13 protein-coding genes are annotated in these 12,387 nt (G+C 60.6%); 2 read left to right on the forward strand and 11 right to left on the reverse strand.

Annotation, left to right across the window (positions count from 1 at the left end; all coding sequences use genetic code 11):
• The 6 genes from ACRRQW_RS10905 to ACRRQW_RS10930 form a co-directional block, all read right to left on the reverse strand.
• Positions 1-891 (reverse strand): branched-chain amino acid ABC transporter permease, encoded by an 891-nt coding sequence (locus tag ACRRQW_RS10905; protein ID WP_438481394.1) that lies wholly within the window; start codon positions 889-891, stop codon positions 1-3.
• Between the two features lie 43 nt (positions 892-934).
• Positions 935-1,288 (reverse strand): four helix bundle protein, encoded by a 354-nt coding sequence (locus tag ACRRQW_RS10910; RefSeq protein ID WP_438481395.1) that lies wholly within the window; start codon positions 1,286-1,288, stop codon positions 935-937.
• A 68-nt stretch (positions 1,289-1,356) separates the two neighbouring features.
• Positions 1,357-2,493: an ABC transporter substrate-binding protein gene (locus tag ACRRQW_RS10915; protein WP_438481396.1), complete on the reverse strand. Its 1,137-nt coding sequence runs from the start codon at positions 2,491-2,493 to the stop codon at positions 1,357-1,359.
• Entirely contained in the window at positions 2,490-3,617 is a 1,128-nt protein-coding gene (locus ACRRQW_RS10920) for an ABC transporter substrate-binding protein (RefSeq protein WP_438481397.1), read from the reverse strand. Before ACRRQW_RS10920 ends, ACRRQW_RS10915 begins: the two co-directional genes overlap by 4 nt.
• Positions 3,614-4,726 carry an ABC transporter substrate-binding protein gene (locus tag ACRRQW_RS10925; protein ID WP_438481398.1) on the reverse strand — a complete coding sequence of 371 codons (1,113 nt, stop codon included), beginning with the start codon at positions 4,724-4,726 and terminating at the stop codon, positions 3,614-3,616. The genes ACRRQW_RS10920 and ACRRQW_RS10925 overlap by 4 nt, the downstream gene beginning before the upstream one ends.
• A gap of 10 nt (positions 4,727-4,736) precedes the next feature.
• A complete protein-coding gene (locus ACRRQW_RS10930; protein ID WP_438481399.1) occupies positions 4,737-5,894 on the reverse strand; it encodes an ABC transporter substrate-binding protein in 1,158 nt (385 codons plus the stop codon).
• Positions 5,895-6,057: 163 nt separating this feature from the next.
• On the opposite strand from ACRRQW_RS10930, the gene ACRRQW_RS10935 reads away from it, so the two are divergent.
• The gene (locus ACRRQW_RS10935; protein ID WP_438481401.1) at positions 6,058-7,173 is read left to right on the forward strand and encodes an LptF/LptG family permease; all 1,116 of its coding nucleotides are present in this window, start codon (positions 6,058-6,060) and stop codon (positions 7,171-7,173) included.
• An 80-nt stretch (positions 7,174-7,253) separates the two neighbouring features.
• Here ACRRQW_RS10935 and ACRRQW_RS10940 read toward each other — a convergent pair whose 3' ends face one another.
• The 3 genes from ACRRQW_RS10940 to ACRRQW_RS10950 all read right to left on the reverse strand — a co-directional run bounded on the left by ACRRQW_RS10940 (position 7,254) and on the right by ACRRQW_RS10950 (position 8,602).
• Positions 7,254-7,691, reverse strand: a complete 438-nt coding sequence (locus ACRRQW_RS10940; RefSeq protein WP_438481402.1) for a diacylglycerol kinase — start codon at positions 7,689-7,691, stop codon at positions 7,254-7,256.
• A 101-nt stretch (positions 7,692-7,792) separates the two neighbouring features.
• Positions 7,793-8,299 (reverse strand): hypothetical protein, encoded by a 507-nt coding sequence (locus tag ACRRQW_RS10945; RefSeq protein ID WP_438481403.1) that lies wholly within the window; start codon positions 8,297-8,299, stop codon positions 7,793-7,795.
• A 96-nt stretch (positions 8,300-8,395) separates the two neighbouring features.
• Positions 8,396-8,602, reverse strand: a complete 207-nt coding sequence (locus ACRRQW_RS10950) for a hypothetical protein (RefSeq protein ID WP_438481404.1) — start codon at positions 8,600-8,602, stop codon at positions 8,396-8,398.
• Between the two features lie 149 nt (positions 8,603-8,751).
• Here ACRRQW_RS10950 and ACRRQW_RS10955 point away from each other — a divergent pair, with 149 nt between their 5' ends.
• Entirely contained in the window at positions 8,752-9,435 is a 684-nt protein-coding gene (locus ACRRQW_RS10955) for an oxidoreductase (RefSeq protein ID WP_438481405.1), read from the forward strand.
• Here ACRRQW_RS10955 and ACRRQW_RS10960 read toward each other — a convergent pair.
• Both ACRRQW_RS10960 and ACRRQW_RS10965 read right to left on the reverse strand, forming a co-directional pair.
• Positions 9,423-11,546, reverse strand: a complete 2,124-nt coding sequence (locus tag ACRRQW_RS10960) for a tetratricopeptide repeat protein (protein WP_438481407.1) — start codon at positions 11,544-11,546, stop codon at positions 9,423-9,425. The genes ACRRQW_RS10955 and ACRRQW_RS10960 overlap by 13 nt on opposite strands.
• A gap of 141 nt (positions 11,547-11,687) precedes the next feature.
• On the reverse strand, positions 11,688-12,365 hold the full coding sequence (locus tag ACRRQW_RS10965) for a hypothetical protein (RefSeq protein ID WP_438481409.1): 678 nt from the start codon (positions 12,363-12,365) through the stop codon (positions 11,688-11,690).
• Positions 12,366-12,387 lie beyond the last annotated feature (22 nt).

Genomic DNA, 12,387 nt, shown 5'->3' on the forward strand with positions numbered 1-12,387 from the left:
TTAGACTTTTTCGACCGTGAACTTGCCCAACAGCCCCGCCGGACGGAACAACAGGATGATGATGAGAATCGCGAACGCGATGGCGTCCTTGTAGGTCGACCACTGGCTGCCGTTGACAAACGTTTCCACCGTGCCGAGCAACAAGCCGCCGAGCGCTGCGCCTGGGATATTGCCGATGCCGCCGAGGACGGCGGCGACGAACGCCTTGAGGCCGGGCATCACGCCCATGAGCGGATCGATCGACGGATAATTCAGCGCGTATAAAATGCCGCCCGCGCCCGCGAGCGCGGAACCGAGGCCGAAGGTGAACGAGATGACGACATTGTTGTTCACGCCGACGAGCTGCGCGGCTTTCGGATTGAGTGAAACCGCGCGCATCGCCGTGCCGATCTTCGTCCGGTAAACGATAAACTGCAGGCCGAGCATCAGCAGCGTGGTGACCACGATGACGAGGATCTGGTTGGATGAGATAACGAGATCACCGAGCGTGAAATTCGTCGAAGGAAACACCGCGGGGAACGTGCGCGGCGTCGCGCCGAAGAAAACCTGGCCGGAATATTCGAGGAGGAGCGAAACGCCGATGGCCGTGATGAGGACGTTCAACGTCGCCGCGCCGCGCAACGGGCGATACGCGAAGCGTTCGATAAACATGCCGAGCAACGCGCAACCGATCATCGCGATCAACAAGACCAGGATGCCGCCCCAAATCGTGTTTTCAGGCAAATGCTGGCCGGCGTAGTAGCCGATAAACGAGCCGACCATGAAGACGTCGGAGTGCGCGAAATTGATGAAGCGCAGGACGCCGTAAACCATCGTGTAGCCCAGCGCGATGAGCGCGTAAATCGCACCAAGCGAAAGGCCGTTAAGAAGTTGCTGGAGAAATTCGGACAAAGGGAACCAGAGTTGAAAGCTGAAAGTTGAAAGTTGAAAGCCTTTATTCCTTCAAGGAATCGCGCAAGCCTGTGAGCATACGAACGATCTCTAGCGAATCCCGATAAAGCAGATCGTGGGCCGTCGGAGAAAGCAGTTCTTGGTCGCGGGCGATGCGGGCTTGAGAAACAAGCTCAAACGCTGAGCCGGTCGCGATACCGATGAAACGGCTGAAATCAGCCTTTGATTCACGTGAGCAGCCTTCCGCGATATTCGAGGAAATCGATACTGCCGCGCGGCGCATCTGATTGGTCAGGCCAAAACGCTCATCAATCGGAAACGTTTTGGTGAGGGCGTAAACTTGCCCGGCGAGTGCGATACTCTTCTGCCAAACCTGCAATTTCTCGAAATTAAACATACGGGATTTTCCGCTCCTAATCTTTCAACCTTCAACTTTCACCTTTCAACTCCGGGCGTTGCGCCCGCTCATGGATCGATCGTCTCGACGTATTCAAAGCGTCCATTCTTCACCGTGAGAATCACCGCGGATTTCGTGGCGTTGCGGTGTTCGTCGATCGTGATCTTGCCGGTGACGCCGGGGAAATCAGTGGTCTGGCCGATGGCGGCGCGGAGCGCGGCGCTATCGGTCGTGCCGGCGCGTTTCAAGGAATCGAACAGCAACATCGCCGCATCGTAGCCGAGGGCGGCGATGCTGTCGGGCGTCTCGCCGTTCCAGCGGGCTTGGAATTTTTTCACGAAACCCTGCACTTCCGGCGCGGTGGATTCGGGGGAACCGTGCGTGGAGTAATACGTGCCTTCGACGGCTTTGCCGCCGATTTCGATGAGTTGCGGGGCTTCCCACGCGTCGCCGCCGAAGAGCGGGCCGGTGAAACCGAGTTGGCGGGCTTGAATGCAAATGAGCGCGCCTTCCGTGTAGTTACTGGAATGAAAAATCGCGTCCACGCCCGCAGCTTTGATCGCGGTGAGTTGGGCGCGGAAGTCTTTGTCGCCTTCGCTGTGGCGTTGCTCGATCGCGATCTCGCCGCCGGCAGCGGTGAATTTTTCGCGGAAGACTTTCGAGATGCCGACGCTGTAAGCGTTGCTGACCGATGTGATGATGGCGACGCGTTTGGCTTTGAGCGTGTCCTTGGCAAATTTGGCCAGCACCGCGCCTTGAAACGGATCGATGAAGCAGACGCGGAAAATGTAATTGCCGACTTCGGTGACGCGCGGGTTGGTCGACGAAATCGCGATCATCGGAATCTTCGCGTTCTGCAACACGGGCGCAGCTTCGAGAGAATTGCTTGAGGGGTTGCCACCGAGGACGGCGACGACTTTGTCGCGGGAAACAAACTTCTTGGCGATGGTCGCCGACTCGCTGGCTTTGGATTGGTTGTCCTCGCTGATCAATTCGAGTTTACGACCGAGCACGCCGCCCTTGGCGTTGGCTTCGTCGAAGGCGAGCATCACGCCTTTGCGCGCGGAGACGCCGAACGCGGCTTCCTTGCCGCTGAACGCGCCGTATTGGCCGATTTTGATCGGGTCTTCGTTGGCGGCGCGCGTGAACGGCACGAGCGCGAGCGCGGCGAGGGCGAGAAGCAGACGAGGAGCGGCGGGAATCATGGTTCGATGGTTTCGATAAATTGCGGGCGGCCGTCTTTGACGATGAGCATGACGGCGGGCTTCGAGGCGTTGCGGTCTTTGTCGATGGTGGTCTTGCCCGTGACGCCGGGAAAATCCTTCGTGGCCGCAAGGGCGTCGCGGAGTTTCGGGCCTTCGGTCGTGCCAGCGCGGGCGATGGCTTCGGCAATGATTTTCACGGCATCATAGGCGAGCGGCGCCATGGAATCAGGCGTCTCGCTGAAGCGTTCGCGGTATTTTTTCACGAACTCCTGCACTTCGGGCGCGGTGCTCGCGGAGGAATAATGGCTGGCGTAATACGTGCCTTCGACGGCCTTGCCGCCGATTTCGATCAGTTCGGGCGCTTCCCAGCCGTCGCCGCCGAAGATCGGGACGTTCAGGCCGAGATCGCGCGCTTGTTTGCAGATCAGCGCAGCTTCGGTGTAGAAACCCGTCACGGCGATGGCGTCGGGCTTGGCGGCGCGGATCGCGGTGAGTTGGGCGCGGAAATCCTTGTCGCCTTCGGAGTATTTTTGCTCGACCGCGATTTCGCCACCGAGGGCGGCGAGGCGGTCGCGGAATACTTTGGAAAGACCTACGCTATACGACGAAGAAACCGAGGTGAGAATCGCAACGCGCTTTTTCTTGAGCGAATCGATGGAGAATTTCGCGAGGACGTTGCCCTGAAATGGGTCGATGAAGCACGAGCGGAACACGTAGCTGCGGCCGGCGGTGACTTCGGGCGCGGTGGCAGTCGTGGCGACGAGCGGGATTTTCGAGTTTTGGGCGAGCGGGGCGACTTCGAGCGTGTTGGACGACGTGCCGGTGCAGACGAGCGCGACGACCTTTTCGCGGCTCACCAGTTTCTTCGCGACGGTGGCGGAGTCGCCGGGCTTGGATTGGTTGTCCTCGGCGACGACGGCGAGCGGGCGGCCGAGCACGCCGCCCTTGGCGTTGATCTCGTCGATCGCCATGAGGATGCCGCGGTGGGCTTGCTGGCCGAACGCGGCTTCCTTGCCGGTGAGCGGGCCGATTTCGCCGATGCGAATGGGCTCGGCGGCAAACGCGAGGAGCGGAAACAAAACCGCGCCGCTCAAAAGGCGGCGCGGAAGAGAAAGGAGACTCATGGGGCGACCGTCTTGTGGAACTTCGCCTTGCCGCCTTCGATTTTGATGATCGTCGCGGCCTTGGAGGCGTTGCGCTCCTTGTCGATGGTGGTCTTGCCGCTGACGCCGGGGAAATCTTTCGTGGCCGCGAGGGCGTCGCGGAGTTTGGCGCTGTCGGTGGTGCCGGCGCGTTTGATGGCGTCAGCGAGCACATAAACGGCATCGTAACCGAGCGCGGAGAACGCACCGGGGACTTCGCCGTTCCAGCGGGCTTTGTATTTCTTCGCGAATTCCGCTACGACCGGGTCGGTGTTTTCAGCCGAGAAATGGGTGGAGTAATAGCAGCCGTTCAGCGCTTCGCCGCCGATCTTCAGGAGTTGTTCGTCTTCCCAACCGTCGCCACCGAAGAACGGCGCCGTGATCCCCAGATCGCGGGCCTGGCGGATAATGAGCGCGGACTCGGTGTAGTAACCGGGCACGAAAATCGCGTCAGCGCCGGAGGCTTTGACGGCGGTGAGCTGAGCGCGGAAATCCTTGTCGCCTTCGGAGAAGTTTTTCTCGGTCGCGATGGCGCCGCCGCCGGCAGTGAAGGTTTCCTTAAAGAATTTCGCGAGGCCGAGGCTGTAGGCGTTCGAGACGCTGGAGAGGATCGCGACTTTCCTGGCCTTCAAATCTTCCTTGGCGAATTTGGCCATCACCGTGCCTTGGAACGGATCGATAAAGCAGACGCGGAAGATGTAGTTGCCGGTTTGCGTGACTTTCGGATTGGTCGCGGCGGGCGCGATCATCGGAATCTTGGCTTGTTGCGCGATCGGCGCGGCTTCGAGCGAGCGACCGGAGGAAACTTCGCCGATGAGGGCGACGACTTTGTCGCGGGAAATTAGTTTTTTCGCTGCGGTGGCGGATTCGCCGGCTTTCGTCTGGTTGTCTTCGTAAGCGAGTTCGAGCTTCTGGCCGAGGACGCCACCGGCGGCGTTGATTTCTTCAAGCGCGAGGACGACGCCATGGTGCGAGGTTTGGCCGAAACCGGCTTCCTTGCCGGTGAGCGAAGCGTATTCGCCAATCTTGATTTGGGCGACAGCCGTGCTGGCGAGCGCGGCGAGAGCGAGGAGGAGAGTAGGAGTTTTCATGAAGTGATGATCAGGGGTTAACGTCTTGAAGAAAAGCATAACGTCCATCTTTCACCGTCAGGACGACGGCGGACTTGGTTGGGTTGCGTTGGGCGTCGAAGCTGATGCTGCCGGTCGCGCCGGAGAAATTTTTCGTGGCGGCGATGGCGTCGCGGAGCTTCGGGCCTTCGGTCGTGCCGGCGCGCTTGATGGCGTCGATCAAAACCATCGCGGAATCGTAGCCGAGCGCGGAGAGGGCGTTGGTGTCGATGCCCCAGCGTTTGCGGTAACGCTCGTTAAATCCGCTGACGCCCGCCGCCTTGCTTTCGGGGGAGTAGTGCGTGGAGAGGTAGGAACCTTCGACCGCCGCACCGCCGATCTGGATGAGTTCGGGCGATTCCCAGCCGTCGATGCCGAGAAGCGCGACCTTGAGGCCGAGTTCGCGCGACTGCTTCGCGATGAGCGCGGCTTCGGCGTAGTAACCGGGGATAAAAATGCCTTCGACGCTCGCGGCTTTGATCGCGGTGAGTTGGGCGCGGAAATCCTTTTCGCCTTCGGAATATTTTTGTTCGAGCGCCACGGTGCCGCCGTCGCTCGTGAAGCGCTCTTTAAAATATTTCGCCAGGCCCACGCTTTGCGGCGAAGAGACTGAGGAAAGCACGGCCATGCGTTTGAGCTTCAAGGTTTCGCTGGCGAATTTCGCCATCACGGTGCCTTGGAATTCGTCGATGAAGCAGACGCGGAAAATGTAGTTTCCTTTCTTGGTTACTTCCGTGGCGGTGGCGCCGGGGGAGATGAGCGGGATTTTCGCGTTCTGACAGATCGGCGCGGCTTCGAGCGTGCGGCCGGAAGTGATTTCGCCGAGCACGGCGATGACCTTGTCGCGCGAGATCATTTTTTTCACCACGGTCGCGGATTCGCCCGGTTTGGACTGGTCGTCTTCGGTGATGAGCTCGAGTTTGCGCCCGAGGACGCCGCCGGCGGCGTTGGCTTCCTCGATCGCGAGCAGCGTGCCTTTGTGGGCGTTCTGGCCGAAGACCGCTTCCTTGCCGGTCAGCGAGGCGAACTCGCCAATCTTGATGGTGTCTTGCGCGACGAGCGGCGTGGAGAAATTAAACAGCGCGGTGGCAGCGATGGCCGCAGCGACGAGCGCGCGTTGCAAAAACTGAGGCGATGAACGGACGGGCATGAAGAATTGCAAGGTGACGACGTAAAAGGAGCGCCGCAGGTCTTTCAACCTGCAACTGGCAGTGCGGTTAAGAGAAGCGCTTAGCAGGACTTGTTCCCGCGGAGTGAGATATCTGAACATTCAGCTTTGCGCCGCGCGCGGACGGTGTTTCAGTCCACGCCAAGTGAACTTGTTTGACCGCTACCTCTTGGGCGAATGGCTGAAAATGCTCGGCTTGCTGCTCGCCGCGACGATGGGCCTGCTGCTCATGGCGTCGCTCTACGACGAGTTTCGCGATCTCACGCAAACGGGCGCGAATGCGCATGAGATTTTTCTGTATTTCGCCACGCTGACGCCGAGTTTTCTTTCGGTGGTGTTGCCGTTGTCGATGCTGCTGTCGCTGCTGTTCGTGCTGGGAAAACTGCACCGCAACAACGAACTGACGGCGATGCGCGCGGCAGGGCTGAACATCTTTTCGACGACTCGCTCGCTCTGGCTGGCGGGCATTGTGTTTTGCGGGATCTCGCTGCTGCTGAATTCCCGCGTCGTGCCGTGGTCAGTGGAGGCATCGGCGAGTTTGCTGCAAAGTTTTCAACAACGCGCGGAAGAGCAAAAATCCGGCTCCGGCGTGGCGCTGGGGTTGGTGCCGAGTGTGACGTTCGATAACCAAAAGCAAAACCGTATGTGGTTCATCAACCGCTACAGCCGCTACACAAACGTGGCGTATGGCGTTTCGATTTCGGAGATGGATGCGCAGCGGCGCGAAAAGACCCGGATCATGGCGCGCGAAGGGGTTTACAATCCCGTGGCGCGCACGTGGTCGTTCAAGGACGGACGCGAAATGTGGTTCGATACCGAAGCGGGCGAGTTGCAGCGCTCGGTGGCGTTCAAAGAGAAAACCATTCCGCACTACCGCGAAGACCCGACGTTGATGATGCTCATCGACCAGAAACCCTCGAATCTCTCATTCAACCAACTCCAGCGCATCACGGAATATTTCGCGTCGGATAATAACCCCAAGGTCATTCCTTACGAAGTGCGTTACTACTCGCTCCTCGCGAATACGATTGGGCCGCTGATCATTATCGCGATTGCGATTCCGTTTGCGGTGTCCGGTGTGCGCGTGAACCCCGCAGTCGGCGTGTCGAAATCGATCGGGTTGTTTTTCCTGTATTACATTCTCGCGAGCATCGCGACGTTGCTGGGTGGCAAGGGCTACCTCGATCCGATGTGGGCCGCAGCGATGCCGAATCTTGCGATGACCGGCCTGGCGACGGTGCTGTTCGGACGGATGCGCTAAAATCTTTTATTTGGAGATCAGGGACTCAGGAATGGAGCAGCGACAGGGTGTCCTGATTTTTTTGAGTTCCAGATTAAGACTCAGCTAAAAATCGGCGGCGGCCACTTGAGGAATTCGAGGGTCGAGATGCGGTGCCAGTTCGAGTAAAGAATCAGGCCCCAGACGACGATGGAGTTGATGTAGGCGATGAAGACCGCCGCGCTGCCCATGTCCTTCGCGCGTTTGGCGAACGGGCGTTTCGCGAGCGAGATGTCGTCGATTGTCCATTCGATGGCGGAATTCAGCAACTCGGCGATCACGATGAGCAAAAGCGACGCGATCATCACGGCACTGGAAACCGCGTTGACCGGGAGGATCACCGCGAATGGAACCAGGATGATGACGAAGATCAGGTCCTCACGAAACGACGGCTCGTGTTTCAACGCGGCCCAGAATCCTTCCAAGGCATAGCCGACGGATTTGAAAAAATTGCCGACGTCGCGCTGCTTGGATTCGGGCGGAGGAATTTGTTCGCTCACGCCTAGAGTGCAGCGGGCACCGTGCCAGCGGACAAACCTAAATTGGCCGGGTGCCAGCTGCGCTAATTCAGGTAGGGCGGTTATCCTTAACCGCCCTTACCTCAGGCGCTCAGCAGGCGGAAAGACGAACCGTTGCCTTCGACAAATCCCAGCGCGCGGCACGCGTGCGCGATGGTCTCGTCGTGGCAGCCGATGAATTCCAGCATGCGGCATACAAAGCGGCGCTTGGTGGAGTCGTCGATGTTCAGCACCGCCCAATACTGGGTGCCGGCGATTTGCGTCGCATGGTTGTGCGTGCGCACATGGTGGAATTCCTGACGGCTTAACATCAGGTAACGTCGGCCACTGTCCTGATGCGCAATGAAGTCTGCGAAGTCGCACGCGTAGTGCTTCGCCACCCACGACAGCAACGCGAGGTAGCGGGCCGTGGAGTCGGACTGTGCGGCGAACTCCAGGCTCGCGAAGAAAAACAACAAATTGTCCCCGGCGAGCGGCGGACGTTCTGCACCGAGCAACGAGGTGAGGAGGTCGGCTGGAGAAATATTTTTTGCGGCCGCGAGACGCATGAGCGCGTCGTAAGCTGCTTCGCTTAGCTCCACGTGTTTCATGGGAGAAAACTAGGCGATGCTTGCGCGCGCGGCAACGGGTCTGCGACGAATCGCACTTTATTCACGGCCAGCCTGTGTTCACTGACTCGCCCGCGTTTATTTCTTGTCGGGAAATTCGTCCTGACCGATCGCGTAATCGGTGAAGTCGTTGTGCACATTTTCGTAACGGCGGTCTTGTTTGTAAATCTGCAGGATGCGCGCGTGCTCTTGGTTGGTGGTGGGAAAAATTTTCGCCGGTTCGCCCGGCAAAAATATCGCCGTGTAAGACCGTTTACCGTCATCGAGCCGCCGGATTACGAGCATGCGGGAAGGTTGGCGGGAGGATTGATTTTGGCAAGTCGATGGCTGGGCGATCCCGGTCGCGCGTCACGTTGCGGGCAAGCTCGCAACCTGCAAAATCGCATTGAGTCACCACGGCTTGCGCCGTTGCGCCGAATGCGCAGGCTCTCCGGATGCGCACCGCAATGATCGCCGGAGGCAGTGGACTCGTGGGAGGTTTTCTTCTGCGGCAATTGCTCGATTCGCCCGAGTATGGGCGTGTGATTTCGCTCGGGCGACGCGTGCTTCCGCTGGAGCATCCGAAGCTCACGCAAGTGGTGGTGGATTTCGCCGCGCTCGAAAAAGTGGCGACGGAAATCAGATGTGACGACGCGTTTTGCGGCCTCGGCACGACGATCAAGGCAGCGGGTTCGCGCGAAGCGTTCTACGCGGTCGATCGGGTGGCGGTGCTGGCGTTTGCGTGGGCCGCGCAACGTGCCGGCGCGAAACGCTTTTTTGTGGTCACGGCAATTGGCGCGGATGCGAACTCCAAAATTTTTTACAGCCGCGTGAAAGGAGAAACCGAAACGGCGTTGCAGGTTTTGAATTTCGAAACGCTCGCGATTTTTCAGCCAAGTTTCCTGCTTGGTCGCACCGAAAAGAAACGACTGGGCGAACGGATCTGGGCGGCGGTGCTGTGGTTATGGGAGCCGTTGATGCTGGGGGGCCTGCGGAAATACCGCGCGATTCACGCCGAGGTCGTGGCGCGGGCGATGGTGCGCGCGTCTTACGGCCGCGGTGAGCGCGGCGTGCTCGTGTTTGATTCCGCCGAGATTCAGGACATGGGCGTGGCGGTGGGCGGAACTCAGCGCGCCTGACCACGCAGGAGATTCCGGACCGCTTGAAGATTGTCGCGGGCGTTGCGGTGGGTGGGGTCGAGGGCGAGCGCTTTTTGGAAGGCGGTGACCGCATCGGCGTAACGGCCAGTCTGCGCGTAAAGCGTGCCGAGGTTGTCGAAGAGTTCAGCGGTCGGCGGACTGAGGCGGAGCATTTCCTCGAAGTGGGGAATGGCGTCGGCGGGCAGGCCGTTTTCGGCATAGGCGAGGCCGAGGTGATAACGGGTTTGCGGGAGCGCGGGGTTGAGCGGGAGGGCGATTTCCAATTCGCGAATGCCCTCGGTCGCGCGTCCGGCGGCGAGCAGCGAAACACCGAGGTGGGAATGCAGGCGCGCGGAGTCCGGTTGCAAGCGCAGCGCTTCCTGCAACAGCGCGACGGATTCCTGCGCCCGGCCGGAGCGGCGCAGCCAGACCGCGTAAGCACCGAGAATCTCGGGATCGTGAGGATCCAGTGCGCGTGCGCGGTCGAAGAGGCGGCCGGACTCTTCCATTTGGCCGGCCTGCATCAGGGTGTTGGCGAGATTGTAGGAATGGATGGCTTCGTGCGGGGAAAGTTCGAGCGCGTGGCGATACGTCGCGATGGCTTCGTCAGGGCGGCCGGCTTCGAGGAGGGCGTTGCCGAGGGTGCCTTGGAAAATTGCTTTCGTGGGGCTGGCATTGAGCTCGACCGCGCGCCGTAACGCAGCGATCGCCTCGTCGAAACGGCGCACGCGCGTGTAGGCGCGGCCGAGATTGTGCCAGGCTTCGGCGTAGTCCGGTGTGTAGTCGATCGCCGCGCGGAATTCGCCGATGGCTTCATCTAGGCGCCCGGCATCGAACAACATCGCCCCGTGGTTGTTGCGGGCGCGGGGGTTGTCGGGGAGGCGTCGGGCGGTATCGCCCCAGATCGTGAGTTCGTCGCGGTAGTCGTGGTTGCGCACCTGCGTGCGGATGCCCGCCGCGACGAGGAGCGCGATACAAATTGGGAATGTCGCCCGCCCGGCGAATCGCGAAAGCAGCAATACCGCCGGAACAACGAGCGCGGCGAGTGGCAGATACATGCGATGTTCGGCGACGGTCTGCGTGGCCACCGGCACGAGGCTGGAGGTGGGCGCGAGAATCAGAAAAAACCACGCGAAGCTGAATCCCGCGACCGGCCGTTGACGCAGCGCCCAAGCGCCTGCGGCAAGCCCGAGCAAAATCACGGCGCCGGCCGGCACGATGATCGCGAAATTTTTTTCCACCACCGCGCCGTAGTCGAAGATAAGATTAGCCGGCCAAAACGCACGCCAGACATAGCCGAGGATCGCGGGTGCTTGCGTGAGCGCGTATTCCCACCAGCCGACTTGCGCGAAACCGACGGAGCCGCCGCGCCCGCCGCTTTGCACGATGCAGGCGAGGAGCATGAGCCACGTGGCGGCGAGAGAAAGATGCAAACGACGATGCCGCCGCCAGCTCGCCGCAACTGTGCCGCTGATAAAAGTCCGGTCGTAGAAAAAAATGATCAGCGGGGCGGACGCCATGACCTCTTTCGCCGCCATGCCCGCGAGACAGGCGATCACCGTGAACGCCGGCCAGCAGCGATTAGGGTTTCCCGCTGGGCGGGCCTCCACGCTGCGAATGAATCCGTAGAGTGTGAGCAAATAAAAGAGACCGACGAGTGACTCCGCGCGTTGAACGATATAGGTGACGGATTCGGTTTGGAGTGGATGCAGCGCCCAAAGTGCGGCGGCGCACCACGCCAGTGGGCTGGCCAAGGAAGTGAAGCGCCCGGCGAATACAGGCTGAAGCAGCGTGCGCCGAATCACGCCCCACAGGACGAGCGCCGCGAGAGTGTGAATGAGAAGATTGGCGACGTGATATCCGAAAACGGTTTCCCCATGGATCGCGTAATTGATCGCGAAGGAAACGTTGAGCAACGGGCGACCGCTGGTCGTGATGCCCCTGCCGGCGGGTGGCATCCAGGATGACGCGAGGCGGTGGATCGTGGGGTTGTTCGCGATAGACTCGGCGTCATCGAACAGAAAGGGGACTCGAAAAGAATTCGCGTAAGCGGCGACCAGCGCGCCCACGAGCAGGACAACCCCCAAAAGATGGGCACGGGGGGAATCCATGAAGCCGGGGCGAGGCTGCGAGGCGGGCATGAGTGTCCGCAAAGCGCAACGTGCGCCCTCTCATGAGTCGAGGCGTTTCGCCTGACTCAGCCGCAGGTCGTAAGCGCAGAAAAAGCGCGGGCGGCGGCGCGACGAATACGATTACGACGCAGGGGGAGGATCGCCGGCTAGTTCGGCGGTTTCGTGCAGGCGGAACGTTTTGCGTTCTTCGTTTTCGCCGACGCGCAGCACGAGCGTGGCATCGACTTCGCTGTAGCGTCCGCCGAGTTGCGTGGTCATCGCGTCGAGGAAAAGCGTCTGGCCCGGTTCGAGCACGAGCTTTTCGGGACGCACGGCGAAATTCCCCAGCAACGAGGTGAAGTCGCTGATCCAGATTTCGAGGCGCGTGGAGCCTTGGTTAGTGAAGCTTACGTGGATGATTTGGGGCACGCCGCCCTGGCCGGCCATCAGGGGGCGAGCGCTCGGGCCTTCACTGCCTCCTGGCCCGCCGCCGAAACCGCCACCACCACCACCCGGGCCCATGCCGCCACCGCCGCGGGGAGGCCGGCCACCGCCTCGTTCGCGACGTTCGCCCTCGCTGCCGCTTTGACCGCCGCCACCCGCACCGGGTTTGGGCATGCCTTTGTTGCTGACGGTGACTTTGGCGAGCAACTGGCCGTTAAAAAACTGTGCCTGCCCGGCCATCGGATTCGCTTTGCGCAAGCGTTCGCCGTCGGGGCCGCGTTTCGGGCCGCGGTCACTGCTGCAGCCGGCGAAGACCAGCAAACTCAGAGTGGTTGCGGCGCACAGCGCGCGCAGAAAAGAAATACGTGGGTGCATCGCCATTCTGACGCGTGCGTCG

It is taken from the genome of Oleiharenicola lentus (assembly GCF_051660365.1).
GTDB classification, from domain to species: Bacteria; Verrucomicrobiota; Verrucomicrobiia; order Opitutales; family Opitutaceae; genus Lacunisphaera; species Lacunisphaera lenta_A.

Bases quoted from the DNA above. Each gene is read 5' to 3' on its own strand.
- ACRRQW_RS10910 (WP_438481395.1), bottom strand. From the start codon at position 1,288: ATGTTTAATTTCGAGAAATTGCAGGTTTGGCAGAAGAGTATCGCACTC.
- ACRRQW_RS10915 (WP_438481396.1), bottom strand. From the start codon at position 2,493: ATGATTCCCGCCGCTCCTCGTCTGCTTCTCGCCCTCGCCGCGCTCGCG.
- ACRRQW_RS10920 (WP_438481397.1), bottom strand. From the start codon at position 3,617: ATGAGTCTCCTTTCTCTTCCGCGCCGCCTTTTGAGCGGCGCGGTTTTG.
- ACRRQW_RS10925 (WP_438481398.1), bottom strand. From the start codon at position 4,726: ATGAAAACTCCTACTCTCCTCCTCGCTCTCGCCGCGCTCGCCAGCACG.
- ACRRQW_RS10930 (WP_438481399.1), bottom strand. From the start codon at position 5,894: ATGCCCGTCCGTTCATCGCCTCAGTTTTTGCAACGCGCGCTCGTCGCT.
- ACRRQW_RS10945 (WP_438481403.1), bottom strand. From the start codon at position 8,299: ATGAAACACGTGGAGCTAAGCGAAGCAGCTTACGACGCGCTCATGCGT.
- ACRRQW_RS10950 (WP_438481404.1), bottom strand. From the start codon at position 8,602: ATGCTCGTAATCCGGCGGCTCGATGACGGTAAACGGTCTTACACGGCG.
- ACRRQW_RS10955 (WP_438481405.1), top strand. From the start codon at position 8,752: ATGCGCACCGCAATGATCGCCGGAGGCAGTGGACTCGTGGGAGGTTTT.
- ACRRQW_RS10960 (WP_438481407.1), bottom strand. From the start codon at position 11,546: ATGGATTCCCCCCGTGCCCATCTTTTGGGGGTTGTCCTGCTCGTGGGC.
- ACRRQW_RS10965 (WP_438481409.1), bottom strand. From the start codon at position 12,365: ATGCACCCACGTATTTCTTTTCTGCGCGCGCTGTGCGCCGCAACCACT.